Annotated in this window: 21 protein-coding genes and 2 pseudogenes; 2 read left to right on the top strand and 21 right to left on the bottom strand. The window is 41.6% G+C overall.

Annotated elements, in window-relative coordinates:
• Positions 1-44: 44 nt before the first annotated feature.
• The 4 genes and pseudogenes from O3627_RS06695 to O3627_RS06680 all read right to left on the bottom strand — a co-directional run bounded on the left by O3627_RS06695 (position 45) and on the right by O3627_RS06680 (position 3,522).
• Positions 45-833: an ABC transporter ATP-binding protein gene (locus O3627_RS06695; RefSeq protein WP_371621329.1), complete on the bottom strand. Its 789-nt coding sequence runs from the start codon at positions 831-833 to the stop codon at positions 45-47.
• A 135-nt stretch (positions 834-968) separates the two neighbouring features.
• Positions 969-1,697, bottom strand: a pseudogene (locus O3627_RS06690) (ABC transporter ATP-binding protein); the annotation flags it as partial.
• Positions 1,676-1,814, bottom strand: a pseudogene (locus O3627_RS06685) (ABC transporter ATP-binding protein); the annotation flags it as partial. The pseudogenes O3627_RS06685 and O3627_RS06690, both read right to left, overlap by 22 nt.
• A 1-nt stretch (position 1,815) precedes the next feature.
• A complete protein-coding gene (locus O3627_RS06680) occupies positions 1,816-3,522 on the bottom strand; it encodes an ABC transporter ATP-binding protein (protein WP_371621323.1) in 1,707 nt (568 codons plus the stop codon).
• A gap of 160 nt (positions 3,523-3,682) precedes the next feature.
• Between O3627_RS06680 and O3627_RS06675 the strand changes: the two genes are divergently transcribed.
• Both O3627_RS06675 and galU read left to right on the top strand, forming a co-directional pair.
• Positions 3,683-4,705, top strand: coding sequence for an NAD(P)H-dependent glycerol-3-phosphate dehydrogenase (locus O3627_RS06675; protein ID WP_125382626.1), 1,023 nt, complete (start codon positions 3,683-3,685; stop codon positions 4,703-4,705).
• Between the two features lie 16 nt (positions 4,706-4,721).
• Positions 4,722-5,627, top strand: a complete 906-nt coding sequence (galU, locus tag O3627_RS06670) for a UTP--glucose-1-phosphate uridylyltransferase GalU (RefSeq protein ID WP_185756128.1) — start codon at positions 4,722-4,724, stop codon at positions 5,625-5,627.
• Positions 5,628-5,727: 100 nt separating this feature from the next.
• On the opposite strand, the gene O3627_RS06665 is transcribed toward galU, so the two are convergent.
• From O3627_RS06665 to O3627_RS06585, 17 genes are all read right to left on the bottom strand, one after another.
• The gene (locus tag O3627_RS06665; RefSeq protein ID WP_002907866.1) at positions 5,728-6,411 is read right to left on the bottom strand and encodes a rhomboid family intramembrane serine protease; all 684 of its coding nucleotides are present in this window, start codon (positions 6,409-6,411) and stop codon (positions 5,728-5,730) included.
• Positions 6,395-6,931 carry a 5-formyltetrahydrofolate cyclo-ligase gene (locus tag O3627_RS06660; RefSeq protein ID WP_343092131.1) on the bottom strand — a complete coding sequence of 179 codons (537 nt, stop codon included), beginning with the start codon at positions 6,929-6,931 and terminating at the stop codon, positions 6,395-6,397. Before O3627_RS06660 ends, O3627_RS06665 begins: the two co-directional genes overlap by 17 nt.
• 20 nt (positions 6,932-6,951) lie before the next feature.
• Positions 6,952-8,085, bottom strand: a complete 1,134-nt coding sequence (locus O3627_RS06655) for an N-acetyldiaminopimelate deacetylase (RefSeq protein WP_125351497.1) — start codon at positions 8,083-8,085, stop codon at positions 6,952-6,954.
• An 89-nt stretch (positions 8,086-8,174) separates the two neighbouring features.
• Positions 8,175-8,873, bottom strand: coding sequence for a 2,3,4,5-tetrahydropyridine-2,6-dicarboxylate N-acetyltransferase (gene dapD / locus O3627_RS06650; protein ID WP_125351498.1), 699 nt, complete (start codon positions 8,871-8,873; stop codon positions 8,175-8,177).
• Positions 8,874-9,329: 456 nt separating this feature from the next.
• Positions 9,330-10,226, bottom strand: coding sequence for a hypothetical protein (locus O3627_RS06645; protein WP_343092132.1), 897 nt, complete (start codon positions 10,224-10,226; stop codon positions 9,330-9,332).
• A gap of 226 nt (positions 10,227-10,452) precedes the next feature.
• Positions 10,453-11,343 carry a hypothetical protein gene (locus O3627_RS06640; protein WP_002905479.1) on the bottom strand — a complete coding sequence of 297 codons (891 nt, stop codon included), beginning with the start codon at positions 11,341-11,343 and terminating at the stop codon, positions 10,453-10,455.
• Between the two features lie 72 nt (positions 11,344-11,415).
• Entirely contained in the window at positions 11,416-12,399 is a 984-nt protein-coding gene (locus tag O3627_RS06635) for a hypothetical protein (RefSeq protein ID WP_002893971.1), read from the bottom strand.
• Positions 12,400-12,470: 71 nt separating this feature from the next.
• Complete coding sequence (locus O3627_RS06630; protein WP_002899199.1) at positions 12,471-13,778, bottom strand: hypothetical protein; 1,308 nt, start codon at positions 13,776-13,778, stop codon at positions 12,471-12,473.
• A 508-nt stretch (positions 13,779-14,286) separates the two neighbouring features.
• On the bottom strand, positions 14,287-15,300 hold the full coding sequence (locus tag O3627_RS06625; RefSeq protein WP_223321647.1) for a hypothetical protein: 1,014 nt from the start codon (positions 15,298-15,300) through the stop codon (positions 14,287-14,289).
• Between the two features lie 30 nt (positions 15,301-15,330).
• Positions 15,331-16,266, bottom strand: coding sequence for a hypothetical protein (locus tag O3627_RS06620; RefSeq protein ID WP_002902110.1), 936 nt, complete (start codon positions 16,264-16,266; stop codon positions 15,331-15,333).
• Positions 16,267-16,345: 79 nt separating this feature from the next.
• Positions 16,346-17,203, bottom strand: coding sequence for a hypothetical protein (locus tag O3627_RS06615; RefSeq protein ID WP_002902109.1), 858 nt, complete (start codon positions 17,201-17,203; stop codon positions 16,346-16,348).
• Positions 17,204-17,526: 323 nt separating this feature from the next.
• Positions 17,527-17,907 (bottom strand): PTS glucitol/sorbitol transporter subunit IIA, encoded by a 381-nt coding sequence (locus O3627_RS06610; protein WP_002902105.1) that lies wholly within the window; start codon positions 17,905-17,907, stop codon positions 17,527-17,529.
• Positions 17,908-18,005: 98 nt separating this feature from the next.
• On the bottom strand, positions 18,006-18,986 hold the full coding sequence (locus O3627_RS06605) for a PTS glucitol/sorbitol transporter subunit IIB (RefSeq protein ID WP_009660130.1): 981 nt from the start codon (positions 18,984-18,986) through the stop codon (positions 18,006-18,008).
• Positions 18,987-19,002: 16 nt separating this feature from the next.
• Complete coding sequence (locus O3627_RS06600) at positions 19,003-19,545, bottom strand: PTS glucitol/sorbitol transporter subunit IIC (RefSeq protein WP_002902103.1); 543 nt, start codon at positions 19,543-19,545, stop codon at positions 19,003-19,005.
• The gene (locus O3627_RS06595) at positions 19,542-20,039 is read right to left on the bottom strand and encodes a transcriptional regulator GutM (RefSeq protein WP_002902102.1); all 498 of its coding nucleotides are present in this window, start codon (positions 20,037-20,039) and stop codon (positions 19,542-19,544) included. Before O3627_RS06595 ends, O3627_RS06600 begins: the two co-directional genes overlap by 4 nt.
• Positions 20,039-21,865, bottom strand: a complete 1,827-nt coding sequence (locus O3627_RS06590; RefSeq protein WP_002902101.1) for a PTS sugar transporter subunit IIA — start codon at positions 21,863-21,865, stop codon at positions 20,039-20,041. The genes O3627_RS06595 and O3627_RS06590 overlap by 1 nt, the downstream gene beginning before the upstream one ends.
• A 62-nt stretch (positions 21,866-21,927) precedes the next feature.
• A complete protein-coding gene (locus O3627_RS06585) occupies positions 21,928-22,728 on the bottom strand; it encodes an SDR family oxidoreductase (RefSeq protein ID WP_002902100.1) in 801 nt (266 codons plus the stop codon).
• Between the last annotated feature and the right edge of the window lie 116 nt (positions 22,729-22,844).

The following is a 22,844-nucleotide window of genomic DNA, read 5'->3' as shown; positions in this document are numbered from 1 at the left end:
TATTTTAAAAGCCTGGTTGATTATCCAGCTGCAAAACCAACCATCTACTCAAACACAAACTGGTTGTGATAGAGTTCTGAATAGAAACCGCCGAGTTTGAGGAGCTGGTGATGATTGCCCTGTTCGATAACCTCTCCGTCTTTGAGGACGATAATCTGGTCTGCATTGAGGATCGTCTTGAGGCGATGAGCAATGACAAAGCTAGTCCGTCCAGCTACAACTGCTTCCATAGCTTGCTGAATCTTACTCTCCGTCACCGTATCGACATTAGAAGTCGCTTCATCCAAAATCAAGACTTGCGGATCCGTCAGCAAAGTTCTAGCAATGGAAATCAGCTGTTTCTGCCCAGTTGAGAAAATATTCTGGTCATCATCTACCAGGGTATCGTATTTGTCTGGCAGACTTTCGATATAGTCATGGATATGAGTCGCACGCGCAGCCGTTTCGACCATTTCCTGACTGGCATCTGGTACACCGAAGCGGATATTGTCCCGAATCGTGCCACTAAAGAGCACCGAATCCTGCAAGACAATGCCCACATGGCTCCGTAAGCTATCCAGCTCATAGTCCCGAATGTCGCGACCGTCAAACTCAATGCTGCCACTATCCACATCGTAAAAGCGATTGAGCAGGTTCATAATGGTCGTCTTACCTGAACCAGTAGGGCCAACAACAGCCGTCATCTTGCCCTTAGGGGCTAAAATAGATACGTCTTTGAGAATAGGCTTGCCTTCTACATAAGAGAAGTCCACATGCTTGATCTCCACGGAGTCTGTGAGCTCTGTGAAAGCAGGCGCATTCTCTGGCCGGACCTCCTCCGGCGCATCAAACATCTCCTGAATCCGGTCAGCCCCTGTAAAGGCCAACTGCAAACTGCCCCAGCTGGCTGCAATCTGGATGATGGGCTGATAATACTGCTGGGAAAACTGAGTAAAAGTAGTAATCAGGCCAACTGCAACAGCCGTTTCAACATTAGGATCGCTCAGTAAGACAGCCGATCCAACAAAAATAACAATGGCTGTATTAATCAAATTCATCCCGTTCATAATAGGGAAAAGAAGCCCTGAAAATGTTCGGCCTTTAAAGGTTGCTGAGCGCACTCGATCATTCTGCTCAATGAACCCTTTGATGACCTCCTCCTGCATCCCCTGAACGATAACAGCCTTCTGACCGGAAATAGTCTCGTCCATATAAGCATTGAGGCGGCCGACTTCTTTTTGCTGAAGATTGGTGTATTTCCGAGCCAGCCTAACAATGACCACTAGGAGAAGAAAAGCAACCGGTGTGCTGGCTACCGTTATCCAGGCCAATCTAGCATTTTGGACAAACATGATAATCACGAGCCCCAGATAGAGCAAGGCATTGCTCATAACCTGAATCATGCTCTCATTTAGAGCTTGCAGGATATTGTCCAAGTCGCTGGTAAAGCGCGACAGAATGTCTCCATCCTGATGGCGGTCAAAGAAAGCAACTGTCATCTTGGACAGCTTGCCAAACAGGCCCTTGCGCATCTCATTGGTCGAATGGGCAATAACTCGGGTCATCAAAAGCATGTAAATCAGGCTAGAAACAGACAGGCAGACAAAGGATACCAATACACTGCCCATGACGCTGCCAAAAGTCGACAGAATTTGATCAGTCTCACCCTTCTCTGCAAAAGCACGTCCCAACTCAACCAAATGCTGAACAGCCTGACCGACATAAACCGGAAAAAGGACCTGAAAAACAGTCGCTGTTATCATCATCAAAAGGACAACGGTAAAGGATAATTTGTAACGCTTAAAATATTGCCAGAAAAATGCAATCGTCCGCATCTTAGTCCTCCTTTCCTTTCTGAGTTTCATAGATTTCACGGTAGACATCGTTAGTGGCGACCAATTCCGCATGCGTCCCTTGGCCAATCAGCCGCCCTTGATCCATGACCAGAATCTTATCTGCATGAACGACGGAGCTAATCTTTTGAGCGATGATAATCGTCGTCGTTCCTTGCAGCTCTTTATTCAAGGCTTCTTGAACCAGCTTTTCTGACTTGGCATCTAAGGCTGAGGTCGAATCATCTAAAATCAAAATATTCGGATTGTTGACAACACCTCTGGCAATGGACATTCGCTGCTTCTGACCGCCGGAGAAGTTGCTGCCGCGCTCCTCCACTGCACTATCAAAACTCTCTTCCATACGGCTGATAAATTCACTGGCTTGGGCAATACGAGCCGCCCGCTCCATCTCAGGCAGCGAAGCGTTGAGCTTGCCCTGACGGAGATTGTCCGCAATGGTCCCGCTAAATAGAATCGCCCGCTGCAGCACGATGGAAACATTTTTACGAAGAGTTCCCTGACTAAGCTCTCGCAGATCTTGACCGCCAATCTTGATAGAACCTTCTTGCGGATCAAAAAGACGGGGAATCAGCTGGGCCAAGGTAGACTTACCCGCACCCGTCGCACCGACAACGCCAATCATTTGCCCCGGCTCAACCTCAAAGCTGATATCCTTTAGCATTGGCTCGTCATCGTTGGGATAGAAAAAAGTCACATGCTCAAAGCTGAGGCTGCCTTCTAGTTCTTCATCTGGCGAGTCTGGGAAAGTCATAGCTGGCTCCGTCGCCAATACTTCCTTGATCCGACGGATAGAAATGATCCCCCTCGTCACACCATTGCCCAAGAAGCCAACCATAATGATGGTGAAAATAATCTGGCTCAGATAACCGATAAAAGAAGCGATAGAGCTGACCAGTCCTGGCTCCGCCTGAATCATGCCAGATAAAGTCCAGATAGCCAAGTAAACAGAGCTGTAGCCGACCAACATCATCATTGGCTCAATGATTGAAAAAGCATAGCCAATATAGAGATTCTCTGATAAAAGTTCATCAGACACCTGACTGAACTTATGAAACTGGTCTTCCTCCCGAACGAAGGACTTGACCACTCGCACACCACGAAGATTTTCCTTGGCAATGGCATTGATTTTATCCAAAAGAATCTGGAATTTCTTAAAACGAGGCCCCATCATCCCCATCATGACAGCCGTTAGACCAGCTATGAGCACGATTAGCAAGAAAATAATCCACCAGAGTGAAGGCATGGTCACAATGGCCAGGATGACTGAACCGATAAAAAGGATGGGCAAGCGAAGAAGAATTTGAAAGAGCATCATGGTTACGTTTTGAATCTGATTGATGTCATTGGTCATCCGCACGACTAGATTTCCAGCGTTGAATTCCTCGATATTGGCATAAGAAAAGGTCTGAATCTTGCGGAAAGTCTCCTCACGGAGATCTGATGAGACAGCCTGGGCAATGTAAGCCGCCAAGGTCACATTAATCCCTCCTGCCACCAGTCCAACAAAACCGATACCAATCAGCCAGCCGCCCATACTGTAGATGGTCTGGCTATTTTGCTCCTGCAGAGCATCTAAGATGTGCTTTAAAAACCAGGGCAGTAAAAGAGAGCTGGCAATCATCAGCGAGGTCATCAAAAACGAACTCAGGGCATACCATTTATACCGTAATAGACTTTTAAAAAACATGCTTCCTCCTACTTTTTTCATATTTGACTTAGTTTCCTTACTATATCACAGATAAAAACAATGTCAAGCAAGAAATTTCTTATATTATATGGTAAAATGAGATATAGAACTCTAAAACTGATTTAAATTCAGACTCGGAATTTCATCATAAGGAGAAGATATGGATAAACAACGAGTTGCTGTGATTGGTCCTGGTTCTTGGGGAACGGCCTTATCACAAGTGTTAAATGACAACGGACACGAGGTTCGTATTTGGGGAAATATCGCTGAGCAAATCAACGAAATCAACGACGAACACACCAATAAACGCTATTTCAAAGATATTGTACTAGACGAAAACATCAAGGCCTATCATGACTTAGAAGAAGCTTTAAAAGATGCGGATGCTGTGCTTTTTGTCGTTCCTACCAAGGTAACCCGTCTGGTAGCCGAACAAGTAGCTCAAGCTCTGGACCACAAGGTGAAAATCATGCACGCCTCCAAGGGACTGGAGCCCAATACCCACGAACGGATTTCAACTATCCTAGAAGAAGAAATCCCTGCAGAGCTTCGCAGCGAGATTATCGTTGTCTCAGGTCCCAGCCATGCCGAGGAAACCATTGTACGCGATATTACCCTGATTACTGCTGCTTCTAAGGACCTAGAAACAGCTAAGTATGTGCAGGAGCTCTTCAGCAATCACTACTTCCGCCTCTACACTAATACTGATGTTATCGGAGTGGAGACTGCAGGCGCTCTGAAAAACATCATCGCAGTCGGAGCCGGTGCTCTCCACGGATTAGGCTATGGTGACAACGCCAAGGCAGCTATTATCACACGCGGTCTGGCCGAAATCACGCGTCTAGGTGTCAAGCTAGGAGCCAATCCTCTGACTTATAGCGGCCTATCTGGTGTTGGTGACCTGATTGTCACAGGGACCTCTGTCCACTCTCGCAACTGGCGGGCCGGCAATGCTCTAGGACGCGGCGAGAAGTTAGCTGATATTGAAGCCAATATGGGCATGGTTATCGAAGGAATTTCTACCACCAAGGCTGCCTATGAACTGGCCCAAGAGCTGGATGTTTATATGCCGATTACCCAAGCTATCTACAAGGTTATTTATCAAAACTGTAATATCAAAGAAGCCATTTATGAAATCATGAACAATGAATTCAAGGCTGAGAACGAATGGACTTCGTTCTAATAGAAAGGAAATAATTATGTCAAAAGTTAAGAAAGCCGTCATCCCTGCAGCTGGTCTCGGAACCCGCTTCCTTCCAGCTACTAAAGCTCTGGCCAAGGAAATGTTGCCGATTGTCGACAAGCCAACCATCCAGTTTATCGTTGAGGAAGCTCTCAAATCTGGAATTGAAGATATTCTAGTTGTCACAGGTAAGTCAAAACGCTCCATCGAAGACCACTTTGACTCAAACTTTGAATTGGAATACAACCTCAAAGAAAAGGGTAAAGACGACTTGCTCAAATTGGTCGATGAAACCACTGGTATCGGTCTGCACTTCATCCGTCAAAGCCATCCGCGCGGACTGGGAGATGCTGTCCTTCAGGCTAAGGCTTTCGTAGGAAACGAGCCTTTCGTTGTCATGCTGGGCGATGACCTTATGGACATCACCAATGATAAGGCTGTGCCGCTGACCAAGCAATTGATTGATGACTACGAGGCTACTCATGCTTCTACCATCGCTGTCATGCAGGTACCTCATGATGAAGTTTCCTCTTATGGTGTGATTGCCCCTCAAGGCGAAGGTGTCAAAGGTCTCTACAGCGTGGAAACTTTCGTCGAAAAGCCAAAACCTGAAGATGCACCGAGTGATTTGGCTATTATCGGCCGCTACCTGCTGACACCAGAAATTTTTGAAATCTTGGAAAAGCAAGAGCCAGGTGCTGGAAATGAGATTCAGCTGACCGATGCGATTGATACTCTTAACAAGACGCAGCGCGTCTTCGCTCGCGAATTCAAGGGCGATCGCTATGATGTCGGCGACAAGTTCGGCTTTATGAAGACTTCTATCGACTACGCCCTCAAACATCCGCAGGTCAAAGACTCCTTGAAGCAGTATATCATTGACTTGGGTCATACGTTAGAGAAAAAACAAAGTAAAAAATAATTGATTCAAACAACTAACTTTGAAAATAAAATTTTAGCTATAAAAAAGAGGTTCCCAACCTCTTTTTTTGATATTTCATCAGTTATTTTCTAAAGATTCATTAAATCAAGGAATGATGAAAGCCAAGAAAAATCAGAAGGGCAGCCAAGGCTAGATAACCAAATAGGACTAGCCAGCGCTGAGTAGGTTTAAAGGCATTGCTTGAGCTTTTGACAGGAAGAATGACCGCGCAGAGTATACCACCAATCAAACCACCCAAATGCCCAGCCAGACTGATGCCAGGCATGAAACTAAAGATGATATTGACCACAATCAAGGTCATATAAGACTGCCCCAGCTGCTGAATATAGCTGTCGCGAACGACATATTGCAGGGTCACGATAGAGGCAAAAAGTCCAAACAAGGCTGTAGAGGCTCCTGCTGACAGAGTATCCGGACTGAAAAAGAAGACAAAGATATTTCCCATCAGGCCTGACATCATATAAAGCAGAAAGAAATTTCGCGAGCCAAAAATATCTTCTGCCTGCCGTCCAATAAAATAAAGAGTAATAACATTTACCACAAAGTGCTCCAAGCCAATATGCACAAAGATAGCAGAAAAGAGACGCCATATCTGAATGGGATTCATGATAATAGTTGGAGAATACACTGCTCCAAATTCAAAGACCGTTTGTGCTTCAGCATAAGAAAAGCCACGTAAAATCAGCATCCCCACAAAGACAAGTGTTGTTAGAATTAACAAAACACTGGTCACAGGATATTTTTTATCATAGATGTAGTTCATAAGTCAACACTTCCTTTACTGCTATATCGTGATAATCAGGCTCAAAATCAGATTTTTGAAAACTATAGATGCTGCTGATGGATGCTCCTGCAAAATCAGCCAGATAGCGGTCATAGTAGCCACCGCCGTAACCAATCCGAAAGCCTTGAGAATTGAAGACCACACCCGGCACATGAATCAGATCAATTTCTGTCTTGTCCACAGCCTCTTCACTTATCGGCTCCATAAGACCAAAAGAGCTTTTTTGCAGGCAACTTTCATCATAATCCACAAATATCATCCGACCCTGGCCATAGGTTTTGGGCACTAAAACCCGCTTGCCGTCCAACTGAGCCTGCTTGATAAAGGATGCAGTTGAGACTTCATGCGGCATAGAAAGATAGGTAGCGATAACCTGAGCGTTTTGATAAGCTGCTGAACTGAGCAAGTGCTGGGTCAGCCAGCTATCTGCCTGTTCTTTTTCTTTTCCTGACAGTTTCTTCATCTGGTTCAGTACAGTTTGTCTCAGCTCTTTTTTCATGCAGCTCGTCCACCCTTTCCTTATCTTTCGTTGATTTTATAATCTAGGAATTTCCCAATCTTTTCAATAGCAAAGGGCAGTGCTGCCTCGTCCGGTGTCATCTTGGGATGATGGAGGGCATAGGGACTATCCACTCCCAGCCAGAACATGACGCCCTTGACCTTGCTGAGCAAATAACCGAAATCCTCGCCTGTCATAGCCGGCGCAATATCAATCAGCTCCACTCCTTCTTCCTTCTGGAAAAAGTCCATCAATTCGTCTGCTAAGCCAGGATGATTTTCCACAGGCAGGTAGCCACCTTGTTTAAGCTCCAAGTCCAATTCCAGACCGAAACTTTGGGCTAGGCCCTCTGCTATTTCCCGTAAGCGCTTCTGAGTCAAGATGTTCATCTCCTGAGTCAGAGTCCGAATGGTGCCATGCAAAAAGGCCGTTTCTGCGATGACATTGTTGGTCGTGCCAGCATGGAGCGAACCAAAGGTCACAACCGCCCCCTCGATAGGATCGACATTGCGGCTGACAATGGTCTGCACCTGGGTGATAAAGTAGCTAGCCGCCACCAAAGCATCATTGGCTTCATGAGGAAAGGCCGCATGGCCTCCCTTCCCCTTAAAAGTCAGCTTGACCTCACAGGTGCCAGCAAAGAGAGTTCCTCTGTTAGTCGCAATATCACCAACTTTGAGATCCGGCCGCACATGAAGTCCGTAAAATTCATCTGGCAGCCAGTCGCCAAAAGCACCGTCTTCATACATGAGCATTCCGCCAGCTTCATTTTCCTCAGCAGGCTGAAAGAGAAAGAGCAGATTGTGGGTAGGCTGAGCGCTCACAGCTTGTTCCAGCAGACCTAGAGCCACCGTCATGTGCATATCATGTCCGCAGGCATGCATGCGACCTTCATGAGTACTGGCAAAGTCCAGTCCTGTATCCTCCACAATCGGCAAACCATCAATATCTGTTCGCCAGCCAATCGTCTTATCTGGTGAACTTCCTTTGATAAAGACCAAAATACCAGTCCGCCAAGTTCGGATTTCCACAAAGTCTAGGCCAGCTGTCAGGTCATCAATGACCTGCATCAAGTAGGCATGAGTCTTGTATTCTTCCAGACCAATTTCTGGTATCTGGTGTAAATCGCGGCGAATGTTCAGATAATCAAGCATCGTTTCTTTCCTTTATGGTCTTGTCAAACCAGATAAAAGTCGGACCGCACCCAATCAACTTCGGGCGCGGCACTCTTGTTTATGCAATATTAAAGTGTGCGAAGTGCGTCTTCCAGAGCTGTCTTCTGCTGGGTCTTCTCGTCAATAGTCTTGATAACTCTTGCCGGAACACCAGCAACCACTACGTTCTCTGGAACATCTTGGGTCACAATCGCACCAGCCGCAACAACGGAACCACTGCCAATTTGTACACCTTCGATTACAACCGCATTGGCACCAATCAGCACGTTGTCTCCGACCCGAACTGGCTCAGCACTAGCCGGCTCAATCACGCCTGCTAAAACAGCTCCTGCACCGACATGGCTATTTTTGCCGACAATCGCTCGGCCACCCAGAATAGCACCCATATCAATCATAGTTCCAGCGCCAATCTCTGCACCGATATTGATGACCGCCCCCATCATGATAACAGCATTGTCACCAATTTCAACTTGGTCACGGATAATAGCACCCGGCTCAATGCGGGCATTGATGGCGCGCTTATCCAAAAGCGGGACCGCTGAGTTGCGGGCATCCTGCTCTACGACATAGGTCTTATTTTCCTCTAAATTCACTAGAAGTGGCTTAATTTCTTCCCAGTCTCCAAAAAGAACATTGCCTAACTTCACAACAGACCAAGGGATTGATCCACGTAATTCTCCATCAAAGATCACCTTGACCGGAGTTTTTTTCTTGGCATCAGCGATAAATTTGATAATTTCTTGAGCGTTCATTTTAGTAGCAGACATAGCTTTACCTCTTTGTTCTTTCCATTTCTTTATGTAGAGAAAGATACACTCTCTCCTAGCCATCTAATATTTATCTATTATAACACAATTCAGAAGTTTAGTTTGCACTTTATTAGAATGATACTATTATTTCCTACTCAGAGGATTGAATATTTTTTAAATGAAGTTTCCTATCTTTATCCTCCGCACAGTTCAAATGACAGTAGATTCTATCTAACATAGACTCAGATTAATACTCCTTGATTCCTACTTTGTAATAAGTATTTGGAAGCTCCAAATGTTTTAGGACTCTCTAGATACCCGATTGAGATAAGGTCCATTACGACTGGTCCCATCTATTCCTTAGACTTTTACTACCTCAATACCTTTCTGATGCTCTCATCAGGATTTTTCTAGTTCTATTTTTGCCAGCCTCTTGATTTTTAAAGAAGATCCTAGCGTTTCTGGTCTATCTTCTCAGACCGTGCTAGTCAACAAACTTTTTAGACGGTAAAGCCCATTCACTTCGTCAAAATACAAAGAAACAGTCATATTGTCTGTGGTTGAGTAACTTAGACTAATTGAATTAACTTGCCCCTTAACTGATTTAGAAGCATAAATAGTCTTAGGCATCCCCAGTTCTGCTATGGCCTGTTTTACTTCCAATCCTTCTTGCTTATCTTGAGGGATAAGAGTTCGGTAATCATCAACCGATTTCGTAACTGGCCCCCAAGCATTACGAAATAATCTAACGTATACTAATGAGAGCTCTGTTCTACCCTCAACATCCCTAAACCTTAAGGTAATATCTCCTTTCTCTCCTATTAGTTTATATGTCAGTTCTACTAGTTGACTGCCTTTCACGCTATTATCGATGCTACCGGAACTAGCTTTTCCATACTTCTCGACAACATCCTGTGGAAGCACATTAGGTTCTTTCATCGTTTTTACCATCTGTAGTATATCTTCTATTTGGAAGTCTATTTGTCGATTCTCTTCTATAAGGTCAGAATAATCTTCAGTCAGCTTCTTTATGTTATCTTCTGATTCATTCTGAACTGTACTAGCAGACTGCACTGATGACTGGTTTCGTACTTGCTTGGACCTTGGCCACATATATGATACAAGTATTGCAAAACAAGTAATTAGCACTAGACCTGTAGAAACTACTAACAAAGAGGCGTATCGAGACTGACCTAAACTTGATATAAGTTTAGGTTTTCGACTACCTGCCAACTTTTTTTGCTGTTTTTCTTTAGCTGTAGCCTCAAAAACTTCCCCCTGAGGACTGCTATCAGAGAACACACTAGTTGCTTGCTTGTTGAATCCTGGCTTCTTTGACCACTCCCGTTGAACTTTCCGCCCTCTTCCCATGCTCTTCTCCTTAAATAAACCAAATTCCTTTTTTCTAGCAATTATTTTTTCAAAACAAAGAATACCATCTGCCTACTTTTTCAAAATCTGACAAATACTATTCATTCAATTAAAATGAACCTTGGTCGCACAATAGAGGATATTTTTAATTTTCCACTGCAATGAATACTCATAAGCATCTTCAATCATTGCCTACCGATACTTTTCGCTCTCAAGGTAGCTAACATCAAGTGATATGTTTTTCGTAAAGAAGATAGTCACCGGCCTGAGAAACGGTGAACCAGAGACTTACATATTTCCCATTCTCCAACTTATACAACACATTCAGCTTTTGACCACTCTCGCCACCGGAATCAACTTCTATATATTTTGATAGGCCAAATTTCTCTAAAATTTCCTGATAGCTAGTTCCATCTTCGTTTTGAAACTCTTTACCAAGGACAAGATGTTCAAAATCTTCCTCTTTTAGATCCGTTCGGCTTTGAGCATACTGCGAACTAGCAAGATTATAAGAATAAATACCTGACAACTGATATTCATTATTTATTTTTTCAAAGTAGAAAGACAAACGCTGCCGCGGTTCTTCTCGAGAATAGAAAAGACTCATGCGCCCATCAGTCTGATTCAGGAAAGGAGCTAGATTACCTGACTGCGCTTTACCAAATTTCTTCACAATATCCTTGGGTGTTAGTCCAGACCCGCTTCGCTCATCAACATCACTTTTTTTCTGTAGTTGAAGCTGGCTAATATCCTCATAAGTCCAGTCAAAATGATCGTTCCCCTCATCCACATATTCATCCAATATTCTCTGAGGGGATAAGAAATATTCAAGCTGTTTCACCAAATAAGGAACTGATAAAAGCAAGAGGATGGACAAGAAACCTACTGATAACCACAGCACTTGTTTATTAAAAAGCATACGTCCAAGAATTCCTTTCCCGTCTCTCTCGACCTGAGTAGAGCTCTTGTTTTCCACCCTATTCTTCGCAAATTCTTGGTACTCTGCTTCAGTAATAGCTAGTTTCTGTTCTCCTTGAACTTTTCCTGCTCTCTTCTGACCCTGTTGAAATTTAGTTTGACGCTTCTGACGCAGACTCTCCCAGTCTTTTCTTGCCATCCTTCTCTCCTTTATGACCCAACTATCATCTCCAAACAAATAATTCTAAACCATAGAATAAGAATCTTCTTATCAATAAACATACTTCCGAGTCAGTCGATAATCCCCTGTCTTTGATAAGGCAAAGTCTAAGTAAAGATAGCTTTTATTCGTCAGCTTATATTTGAGATAGACAATCGTTCTGTCTTTATAGTCTACAGACTTGTTGATAACTTGTGGCAAACCAAAACGCGACACCACATCTTGAATGTGGGCACCTTGACCAAACTCGTCTGCTTTCAAGTCCTGGAAATCTGCTTCAGTCAGCGTTTCTGAGCCACTTGAGTAAAGCGAACTGCTCAGTTGGTTACCACGAATTGTGCTCAGTCGGTACTTGCCGTCAATTTTTTTGAACAAAAGACTAGCTGTTTGTTGTCCACTCGATTCACTATAAAAAAGATAAAGTGTATCGTCGCTACCGTTATTGCTTTCTCCTCCAGAAGTTGCCTTCCCAAACCGTTCGATAATTTCTTCGGCAGTTGGAGCGTCTTGTCCACTTCCTTGCTGTTCAGATGAATAGACTTGAAGAGCTAAGATATCATCAAATGTCCAAGCGAAGTTAGCTGCTTTCTTATCAACATAAGCTGTGGCCTCTTGAGAAGTCTCATCCTCAGGAACCTCCCATGAGCGAGATGATGTTTCCGAAAAAGAGTAACTCTCACTTTCCTTACTAGAGGACCAACTAGATTGATAGGTGTTGCGTTCCTGACTTCCCTTATTTGAAGAAACATATCGAAAAATAGGAATAAGCACCAATATCACTAAAAGAATTGACCCGCTTGTCCAGACCCACTTTAAATTTTTTCTCCTCTTCTCTACAAACTCCCCTTGCTTCCAATCAGTTTTTGTTTCGAGTTTCTTCTCTCCTGTTGGTAACTGATGTGATTCTTCTTTCGTTTTATCAATATCAGGACTTTTTTGAGGTTGTCGCTGCTCTTTTTTAGCTGACGCCGATTTACCTCCTGTAAATTTAGCCTTGTGCTGTTGTCTCAATGACTCTAAATCTCTTTTTTTCATCCATTCTCCTATTGTATTTTTTAAACTCTATGCTTTTGCACCTTGAACAAAATTAGCTTCTACATCAAGCACTAAGTGTTTGTTTCTCCTGCTCCATCCTCTAAGTCAGGACTTTTTTCTAATATATAATCTTGAGAATCAGAGATTTCAAAAGAAAGATGAACTATTTGGCCATCAGATAACTGGTAACTAATAGACACTTTGCTAGAAGATATGTAATTTGTATAGATAGAAAGACTATCTGGCAATCCCAATTGACCGACAACTTCTTGGTAGGATTTTCCTTTCTCTATACCAGAAAAATCTTGACGAGTTAATTGAGAATTTCGATTTGGTAAACTATTGCTGCTAAGATGATGACTGAATAGAGAATCTAATTTAGGCGTTCCTACACTACCGTAACTAGAAAAAGAAATTGAAACCGAAGCATTTGATCCTGCATCAGGATAATCTAAATTCAGTGTTATTATTTGATTATCATAATTATGTTCTCTCCCAGATTTCGCTTTTCCTAACTTAGCAACCACTTCATCTGCTGTTAAACGAGAGGCAGTTCCTTTAAAATCCGCAAACAAAAGTGCGATATCATCATAAGTGATATGGAACTGATAGTCTTCTCCAGCAATCAATTCTGAACGATTAGTAGAAGTTAAATCCTTTTCGCTGTTAGATGACGTTCCCCCCTGATAAATATCAAAAGAATCATTATAAATATTATTTGTTTTAGAGCTCGGATTGGAAACTAGCCCTGCAGCTCCTAGTCCTATGAGTAACATAAAAAACGCCCACATAAGTTTCCAACCCATAGAACTATCAGATGAAGACTCCGAATTTTCCTTCCAAAAAGCCTCATTCTCTTCTTTTTTAGCGAGCTCCTCAGCACTAAATCTCGGACGAAGCTCATACTCTTCTGCTTCAGATACAAGTTCTGAGTCTGGACGATTAGTTTCATCCTTAAAATAGAGTGATTCTTTCTTCTTAGATTTCAAGGATTCTAAAGCAAAAATAAGGCGAGATAACTCTCTCTCCCTCAGGTGTAAGAAGTCATCTGACTCAGCCGTTGAAACTCGTTTAATCTCTGTTTCAGTTCTCAAGCCGTCTGGAGTCTCTGAAACATCCTGATAGCTTAACTGAGCCCTACTATCTTTGTCGCTTACATTAATTACTGGATTAGAAGAGGATTCATTGAACTCAATGTTTTCTATTTTTTCTACTACTTTTTTCTCAATCATTTGAGATTGAGCCAAAACCTGAGATTTCTCTTCTTCAGATTTTTTGGATTGTGATACAGAATGTTTGATGCCACTTCTTTTAGGCTGAACCTTGTTAAATTTTGATTTATGTTCCCGTCTTAAGGCTTCCAGATTTCTTTTTTCCATATATTCTCCCAATCATATTTTTTAAACTAATCAGCATTAGTAAGATAGCATTTGTTATTTATTTTGATAGATCTGCTCTAACAGACAGTCGCTAGCTTCTCTTTCTTCAATAAGCTAGAAATACCATATCTGTATCAATAACTTTTTTAAAACATCATTTACTATTTAAAATATTTTACAACAAAAATAACTAATGTGAGACTTTGATGAATAGTCCTTTTAACTTCTCAGTTCACCCTTCCTCTAAACACTTTGAAAAGGCAATGTTTCGCTAAGACAGTCTTGTTCCAGTATATCATATTTTGAACAGGTTTAGCTCTAAATCTACAAGGAAAAAGACACGAACTTTCGTCCGTGCCTAACAAAGCAATTCCAAACCATATACCAACGATATTATTTAATTCTTTCGTTCAAAATGTTCCCGCTGTTAGCATCAATGGTTATTTTAATCTTTTGCGTACCGTTCAGAGCTTCCAGCTTGTGAGATAAGCACCCCTATTCATTTATTCTATTTAGAAAGATTACTCAATAGATACTGTCCGTTTTCCTGACGGATAAAAGTCAAAGTTATCTCCTTATTTGAAGAGGTTTCATAGTTTACAAGCATCTTCGGCTCTGATTCACCATCCCCATAAACTGAGATATGTTGATATTCTGGGTATTCCTTGATTACTTCTTTAAAGGAAGAACCGCCCTCGCCTGTTTCCGCATCACCCGTCTTTAAGCTCTCTGTAATCTGGCTAGATACCTTTTTATTATAGCTGTCACTGCCGGGCATAATACTCATACCCTGAAGATGGTAGCTACCATCCTCGTGTTTCATAAAGGTCAGAGTGGTATAACTAGAGTCAGGTAACCAAGACAATGAGAGCCCTTCTTCCTGAAACGTCACACTGCTAGCCAAGCCAAAATCTTTGACTACTTGTTCAGGGGTCAATCCTTCATCATCCGCACTAACAATGCTCAGCTTTTCAAGGTCTTTCACTTCCCACTCATACACATCCTCTTTTGACGGAGCCACAAAAGAAGCAACATCGCTTTGATGTCCCTTTCGAGACAGACTTGGCACACTTCCCCCACCCATAAAATCATTTAGGAAATAGCCGCCAAGACCTCCTAGCAATAGTCCCGCTGCCAAACCTATTCCTAAAAATCCTATCAGCTTGCCCGTACTATTTTTCTTTGGCTCTGGACTTGGCTGGGCAGCGAAGTTTGCAGCTTGCTGTGGTCCGGCAAAGTTCTGACCAGCTGGATTAAATCCCTGAGGAATTGCTTCTTGAAAAGCAGGATTTCCCCAATTATCCTGCTGAGGCATCTGCTGCTGAGGAGCATCAAAAATTGGTTGCTGAACACCAAAATCTTGATTAGGATTCGGCATTTCAGGACTGCCCCCTTCTACTGGAAGAGGCTGCCCCTCTACTGAGTTAGCTACAAATTGTCCTGGATCTGATGACGGGACTTGCTGTGGATACGGAGCTAATCCTTCTAAAGATTGTTCCTGCGGTTTATTTTGTTCTGACATCGTTTCTCCTTTTATTATTTGAGTTCTGTTTTATTTGTTGGCAGTAATGGACAAAAGATAGTTTCCGTCCTCCTGCTGAACGAAGAACAACCTATAAGTACCATCATTAGGAGCGTCATAAGCCGCCTCCATAATGGTTTGACTAGTATCCTCACTGAAATCTTCATCTACACGAATAGAGATACTTCGCGGACTGCCATATTCCTTAAAAACTTCCTTATAGGAAATGCCGTCCTTACCAGTCTTTGCATCGCCTTTTTTCAGTTTTTCAAAGTAATCAGCGGCCATGGCTTCGTCCTTAGCATTATGATTGCTTCCTTCAAAGCGAATATTATAGATATGAAGGCTATTCAGATAGAAACCATCTTTTTTCTTCTCAAAATCCAGAGAAGCAGTTTGATCTGTATAATAAACTGGCCAGTCCTCCTCATCATCAGAATCTTGAAGCGTTCCCCACTCTAAATCAAGGCTGTCATGAGAGATTTCTTCTTTTAAAGCCTTGCCATATTTATCAAGAATATCTTCCACAGAAGTACCATTCGTATCTGTCTGAATAGTATTGAACCGTAACTCTGACAAACTATCAATATCCCACTTGAACTCAGTAGTATCAGGGTCAATGTACTGATCTGATTGATCTCTCTTTGATTCCCCAGCATCTGCTAAAGGATGGAGCACAGGATATTCCCCTTTGATAACATCCGCTACTCCCATTCTATAGCCCCAGATTCCCCCTCCGATTAGTCCAAGACCAAGAGAGAGCAAGGCTCCGCCTATCAGGATTCCTTTCCAAGATTTATTCTTGGCCAAAGGTGGGGTTGGTCCCTGCGGACTGAAAACATGGCCTTGCTGAGATTGAAAATGTCGCGGAATTCCTTCTTCTGGCCGAACATTCTTTGACGATTCAAAAGAATGCTGTGATTGCTGTTCTGTCAATCTTCTTTCCTCTTTCTTGTTTATTTCCAATAGTTTTATCAGTTCTCTTTTAATAACGAAATGCTTTGAAAGCAGTCAGTCACAAAAGATAAACTAAATAACTAAAAACTTACATTTCCTCTGACTTTATATATAAGAAATTTCCATCTGGCTGGCCTACAAACAATAGGTATTCATAACCATCTTCTGTTTTATAAGTTACCTCAGCAATCAGACGGTTGGAGATAATCTTATTATCTACGTCACGTTCGGTTGCGATGACAATTTCTGACGGAACAGGATGCTTCTTCAGGACCTCTGATAAAGCTATTCCTCCTTCACCCGTTTCCTTGTCTCCTTCTTTCAAACGTTCAAGGTCTTTGGGAGATAATACGCTCCAATCTGTCGTTTCCTTCCCTTTTCTATATTCTTTAAAAGAATCTCCAACTACCACTTGTCTCAGATAGTAGTTCTGGTCAACTTTATCAAATTGAAAAGAAATATTTTGCTCCTTATCCCTGACAGAAGGGCCCCATCGGAGTAACAGACGATTACGATCATATTCTGCTGAACTAGCCAAGCCATAAGTTTCAACGATTTGATCAGCCGTCAGGCCTAATCCCTCATCATTTGTATAGCTCAACCGTCCCAAGTCTTTCAAAGTCCAATTAAACTGAACCGACTGCCCGTCTGTAGTAAAGCTGTAACTCTTGTCTTTAGCTTCTTCCTGAGCCTTACTCAGACGCTTAATCCTTTGTATATCCTTATTTGTCTGCGCCTGCTTGCCGATAAAATAAGCTGAACCGCTACCAATCAAAAGACCAATTATAAGAGCAAAAACTGAAAGTCCTATGACTTTTCCGATATTGCCTTTCTTATCAGGTAATTCTTGCGACTGAAGCTGCTGGAAATTCCCTTGCATTGGCTGGCTAGTTTGATTTTCTTGCCAAGCCCCTTGCACTTGACCTTGTCCATCTTTATCTGACATGGTTTTCTCCTTATAAATTTTGTTGATTTGTCATATTGCGAAAATATTGAAAAATAATGACAAATTTTACAATATTATAACATAAATTATTCTTCCAATCAAAAAGGGAGTGGGAAAGAACTTCAAACAAGTTAAAAAGTTCGTCTTCCCACCCCCGCACAGTTGATCAGGCAATCTTTGGGGCTTAAAAAGCGAAGGAAGATGCCAATCAACCACTGCGTCATCTATTTTTTCTAATTTAGACCCAAAAGCCTGGACTTTTTGCCCAGGCTCTGAATCAAGTTTTTAGACTCTTATTTTTCTAGTATTCTTATTTAGATATTTTATCCTACTTGAGCTACTTCAAAAATCTGAATGGTAGAGCCTTTTTCAATTACTACTGCTTGGTCTGCTGCGACATGGAGTGTACCAGGAAGACTCCCCTCTTTTGAACCATCAAAAGAAATCGTGATATGGCCCAGTCCAGTTAAATTTTTTTCTACTACATTTCCCACAGAACTAATTGAATATTCCTGATTATCTACCACCAGCTTGCCGCCTTCTAGTATTGAACCTAGCAGATTTTTGTTATCAATCTTAAAACAATACTCTGCTAAATCTTCCGGTGCTTCTTCTCCAAATAAAATGAGCATATTGGCATCTTGAATCATATTCTGAGCTTCAGGTCCCACTTGAATTACTTTAGCTTCAAAAATTTTCTTCATCTAATTCCTATTTATCCTTTCTCTAATTTGTCTTAAACTTATGCTTATAGATAAGTTTAACATAATAGTTGCTTTGTTTACGTGCATCTATCAAAGGTCTATTGATAAAGACCAATACTAGCTATCCAAGCTACTAGCACCCGCGGAACACCATTGAGAAAGCGTGAATAAAGCACAGAAGGGACACCAACCTCAACTGTTTCAGACTTGGCTTCAGATAGACCGAGTGCTACAGGAATGAAATCACAACCGTTTTGAGTGTTGATAGCAAATATAGCTGGCAGAGCCATTTGGGGCGGAATATTCCCTTTTCCGATTTCGACTCCAATTAAGGTTCCGATAATCTGACTGATAACAGCTCCGGGGCCTAACAAAGGAGATAGGAATGGCAAGGAACAGATAAAGCCAATCAAAATGAGTCCCCAGATGTTCCCCGCTAGGGGAACCATTAATTTTGCCAGCCAATTTCCAACACCTGAACCTTGAATAACCCCAATCAGCAAGGAAACAAAGGCCATGAAAGGAATGATTGTGTTGAGCATTGTTTGGATGGCTTCACGAGCTGCCTGGTTGAAAGTCGCAACGACCTTCCCAGCGCCCATCCCAATTCTTGCTACAATACTTGTTTCAGCTTTTTGCTCTGTAATTTTTTTACTAGTATCGTAAGTTGGCTTTTCTGTTACCACAGTTGTCGCTTTTTCGTCTTCATTAGCAGCAGAAATTTGATTAAGGCCAACTGCTGACACATAGATTTCCTCGGTGATATATTGTGCTAGAGGGCCACTTTTCCCTGTAGCGACAATATTGATTGTAGGGATCCCCTTTTTAGGATAAATACCGCAGCGAAGAGTACCGCCGCAATCCACGATTGCTAAAGCAATTTCCTCATCAGGGATAGAAGTTTTAAACCCATTAACAGCTTCCATACCGGTCAAATCAGCAATTTTATCTACAATATCTGGCTTTTCTCCGCCGCCAGTGATATAGATAAATTTATGCTTAGCCTCACTAGGGGTAATGACCAAAGGTCCTCCGAAACCGCCATTTCCTTTAACAACTTTTATACTCTTATATGACATAATTTCACTCTTTCTATCAATCAAATGTTTTACTCAAGGTAACACCTTGCTGTTTTGCTACATAAGCAGTTGTAAAATCGGTTACCCAACCGCCTACAAAGTTCATGACAAGCCCAACAAGCATGTAACGAATGGCTAAGTCCATTTGACTTAAACCTAAAGTTTGAATTCCTGTTGCAATTCCCATCCATACAAACAATTCCCCAGGATTGATATGCGGGAATACCCCGTTTGAAGTATGGCAGAACTGCATCTGAGCTGCTACAAAACTAGGTTTATAATATTCTGGCAAGAAGCGTCCCATACTGATCGCCATCGGATTCCCCAGCATAAAGGCTGAAATGAAAGGTAAAATCATATAACGGCTAACAGGATTTTTGGCAGAAATCTTAGCCAAGGAATTGACCTTTTCTTCTCCCAAGAAAGCGATAAGGGTATTCATTGCAATCAATAGCATTAAGACAAGCGGTACAATATTTGTCATCCAGCTAATAAAGGTTTCTCCACCTAATTGGAAGAGTTTCATAAAACTCTCTGCAAATTTTGTAATGTGATTCATAAGGAACTCCTTTTCTTATTTTTTTTAAATAACTGTTTAATAGATAATTGTAAGTAATTCGTATAAAAGCCGAATCCCAGAAAAGAATCAGAAGAACTTGTCTCTTTCTCAATACCTGCCTCATGCCAAAGATAGACTTTTCTAGCATCTTCTATGACTGATTGCATCAACTTATTTTCTTTTCTCACAAGAGGATTATACTTGTCAAAATAATGGATGTCTTCTCCGACATAATCATCCATATTTTGAAAACGCGCTAAGATTGTTACTCCTTGCATTTTGCTAGCTTTAAGAACCCGACCGTTTTCATCAACCGCGAACATGACAATCGTACCGGATTTTATTCTTCCGGACTTCCTGCCAATCGCTACGCGCCCCAGTTTTCGGAGCATCGTATAGGTCTTATTGAAGTCTTTGAGTTGCTGCCAGCCGAGGAACATTTGAAATATATAAGCTGCCATGACAAACACAGCGAAAATTATTAGCGAATTCATTAAAATACTCCTTTGCTCTTAGAAAATGATAGAAACTCTGTCTCTGTTTCTACAGCCCTCAATGCTTCTTTTAGAGAAGGCTCTCCTGCAATTCGAAAAATATCGTCATACAATTCCAGCAATTCACTTTCCATTTTTCTTTCAATTTCTGAGGGTATGGCGACTAGAAAGATAAATTCAATCCATTCATCTCCTTTTTGATAAGGCTCTTCTAGTTTTCCGAACATTAAAATAGTCTTTGCATAACCCTGGTTAATTGTATGGGGGAAGGCAATTCCTCCACCAAAAATGGTTGATTGCTTTTTCTCCCTATCAATTATCCGATTTCTAAAACCTTCATCAATCATCTGAAGTTTCTCTAACTCTGCAACCATATTTAGCAAGTATTGCTGATAGGTTTTTTGGGGGCTCAACCGAAGAAAACGTAAGCTGACTGTTTCTAGATTTTTTTGATGAAAAGCATTGGCCCTCTGCCATTCTTCCTGCAGCCATTGATCATCAAAAAGATGATTAACTTGAATGACTGGAGATTTAGAATCTTTATATTTTAGAGGAACTGTCGTAAAAATCGCGAAATAGTCCTGATTCAAATCCACATTAAAATCCTCTTCAGAATACTGAGTAATGTCTACATCATTTCCAAGGACTCGTCTGAGTTGCTGAATAATCATCGTAGCAGTTCCTCTTCCTGTTGTGCAAACTACAGCTATCTGCTTGCGAGAACCCTTTACAGCAGAATTTTGCTTTCTTAAAATCATTTCAAAATACAAAGCCAGATATCCGATTTCAGATAATTCCAATTCAGAACCAAAAATTGCAGATAGTTCTTCTCCAGCTATTTTTGCCATTTCAAAAGCAAAAGGATATTGAGTTTGAACCTCGCCATGAAATATATCATTAGCTTGCACATGGAAAATCAGTCGATTGATTAAGGGGCCTAGATGAGATTTGATTTCTTCAAATAATTCTTCATCATCAAAGTGAACCAACATTGTTTCTTTGACTTTCTTGACAATCCCTTGAAAAATCTTTGCAAGCTGTTCAGATTGATAAGATGTCTTGCTTAAAGTGTCAATAAAACGGACATTAAACGGAAAACACAAAAAGTCTATCTCAAACTGACTGAGGGAAATCTTATAAGTCATTTCAATATGATAGATTAATTTCTCAGCTAAAGGTGTCTCTGTTAAATCATTCCTATAGTAAGGAATAGGACAATTCAACACTCTAGATGTATGAATACGCTCCACCATAATTGAAATGGTCTTTCGAAGGAGTTCCTGTGTTTCTTTAGGGATTTTATAGTCCTGGACTAGCGTCTCCAGAAAAGAAGATGTTGCCTCAGTGAGTGTCCTTCCTTCAAAGTAAGGAGCCACTTGGTGAATATAGAGCAAGCGCAAATTCAGCTCGCTCCCCAAGACCTCCAGCCCACGGTTGGGCTTTCCTGAAATAGTGATAGAGTAACTCTCTGCCAAAGATTTTACTTGTTTTAAATCCTTATTAAGGGTACTTCTACTAACACCTACTTCCTCAGCCAAGTCGTCAATAAGAAGAGGGGAGGTTGACTCAATTAAACGTTTTAGCAAATAGGCAATTCTTTTACTGGAAGAATTGAAGTCACTCTCCTGTTTTAAACTACCAGATAAAATCCTTTCCAACTCTGTATAGTCATACACTTCTAACATTAACTGATCATCTTGTGCGATAATCTGGATATTAGGAGCCAAAACATCATTTAATTGTTGGATACTCTTTTGCAAGGTTTGCAAGCTAATATCCAGTTCTGAGCGCATATCTACCAAGGAATAAGTTGGCTGCGAGACCATTTTATCTAAAATATTATACCACCGATTTACTAAGGTCAACTCTCTTCCCTACCTTCATTGTTTTAACCGCGAGTTTTACCTCCGGCAATATTTGTAGTGACACCTGTTATATAGCTAGAACGGTCTGAAATATAGAACGCTACAAGATCAGCTACTTCCCGTAGTTTCCCACTCCGTCCCAATGGAGTCGTTGAAGTTGAAGCATAACCAGCTCGAATATCTTCTACCGTCTTTCCACGGGTATAAGCAAGAGCTTCCTCGTAAGAAAGAGTTCGAAGACCCGTAGCTTCCATAATTCCTGGAGCAATTCCAACCACACGTACACCATGTTTCCCAAGCTCTTTCGCCCATGAACGAGTATAACTATAGACTGCCGCTTTCGTTGCAGCATAGGCACTTTGTCCTTCAGAACCTTCCAAGCCTGCTTCTGAAGCCATGTTCACAATTACACCTTTCCCATTTTTCACTAAAATACGTCCTACTGCCTGACTAACCAGATACAAACCTTTTTGATTAATCATTGTTACTTTTTCGAACGTCTCATCGTCCAACTCGTAAGGACCTTTAGGATTTTCTGCATCGATTAATAATCTAGGGACATTAATCCCCGCATTGTTGACTACCGCATCAATATTGCCAAATCTTTCAACTATTTTGGCAACACCCTCTTCTACTTCAGAGCGAGAAGTTACATCAACTTTTACAAATAATAGATTCGGGTGACGCAAATCGTTGTCGCTAAGATCAAAATTCGCTACATTGACTCCTAATTCCAACAATTCTTCGACGATTGCCTTACCGATCCCAGATGACGCACCCGTCACAAGAACTGTTTTGCCTTTAATGTCTAACCAATCATTCATTTTGATACCTCTCAAATTTTATTTACAAGGCAATTATACAGCGCTTTCATAAAAGAATTAAGACACTCTTTTTTTCACTGTTCAAAAAAATAATAAACTAATTAAGAGGCTTGTAC

This window comes from Streptococcus sp. 27098_8_82, from assembly GCF_041431615.1.
Classification (GTDB): domain Bacteria; phylum Bacillota; class Bacilli; order Lactobacillales; family Streptococcaceae; genus Streptococcus; species Streptococcus sanguinis_K.
Note: the sequence above shows the minus strand (reverse complement) of the source record. Positions and strands in the feature narration are given on the sequence as shown.

Coding starts and splice junctions, on each gene's coding strand:
- O3627_RS06590 (WP_002902101.1), bottom strand. CDS start 21,865: ATGGTCTCGCAGCCAACTTATTCCTTGGTAGATATGCGCTCAGAACTG.
- O3627_RS06660 (WP_343092131.1), bottom strand. CDS start 6,931: ATGAAAAAAGAGCTGAGACAAACTGTACTGAACCAGATGAAGAAACTG.
- O3627_RS06605 (WP_009660130.1), bottom strand. CDS start 18,986: ATGTCATATAAGAGTATAAAAGTTGTTAAAGGAAATGGCGGTTTCGGA.
- O3627_RS06600 (WP_002902103.1), bottom strand. CDS start 19,545: ATGAATCACATTACAAAATTTGCAGAGAGTTTTATGAAACTCTTCCAA.
- O3627_RS06640 (WP_002905479.1), bottom strand. CDS start 11,343: ATGGCAAGAAAAGACTGGGAGAGTCTGCGTCAGAAGCGTCAAACTAAA.
- O3627_RS06675 (WP_125382626.1), top strand. CDS start 3,683: ATGGATAAACAACGAGTTGCTGTGATTGGTCCTGGTTCTTGGGGAACG.
- O3627_RS06695 (WP_371621329.1), bottom strand. CDS start 833: ATGTTTGATGCGCCGGAGGAGGTCCGGCCAGAGAATGCGCCTGCTTTC.
- O3627_RS06645 (WP_343092132.1), bottom strand. CDS start 10,226: ATGGGAAGAGGGCGGAAAGTTCAACGGGAGTGGTCAAAGAAGCCAGGA.
- O3627_RS06635 (WP_002893971.1), bottom strand. CDS start 12,399: ATGAAAAAAAGAGATTTAGAGTCATTGAGACAACAGCACAAGGCTAAA.
- O3627_RS06655 (WP_125351497.1), bottom strand. CDS start 8,085: ATGCTTGATTATCTGAACATTCGCCGCGATTTACACCAGATACCAGAA.
- galU (WP_185756128.1), top strand. CDS start 4,722: ATGTCAAAAGTTAAGAAAGCCGTCATCCCTGCAGCTGGTCTCGGAACC.
- O3627_RS06585 (WP_002902100.1), bottom strand. CDS start 22,728: ATGAATGATTGGTTAGACATTAAAGGCAAAACAGTTCTTGTGACGGGT.
- O3627_RS06610 (WP_002902105.1), bottom strand. CDS start 17,907: ATGAAGAAAATTTTTGAAGCTAAAGTAATTCAAGTGGGACCTGAAGCT.
- O3627_RS06665 (WP_002907866.1), bottom strand. CDS start 6,411: ATGAACTACATCTATGATAAAAAATATCCTGTGACCAGTGTTTTGTTA.
- O3627_RS06680 (WP_371621323.1), bottom strand. CDS start 3,522: ATGTTTTTTAAAAGTCTATTACGGTATAAATGGTATGCCCTGAGTTCG.
- O3627_RS06630 (WP_002899199.1), bottom strand. CDS start 13,778: ATGGAAAAAAGAAATCTGGAAGCCTTAAGACGGGAACATAAATCAAAA.
- dapD (WP_125351498.1), bottom strand. CDS start 8,873: ATGTCTGCTACTAAAATGAACGCTCAAGAAATTATCAAATTTATCGCT.
- O3627_RS06615 (WP_002902109.1), bottom strand. CDS start 17,203: ATGTCAGATAAAGATGGACAAGGTCAAGTGCAAGGGGCTTGGCAAGAA.
- O3627_RS06625 (WP_223321647.1), bottom strand. CDS start 15,300: ATGTCAGAACAAAATAAACCGCAGGAACAATCTTTAGAAGGATTAGCT.
- O3627_RS06595 (WP_002902102.1), bottom strand. CDS start 20,039: ATGAATTCGCTAATAATTTTCGCTGTGTTTGTCATGGCAGCTTATATA.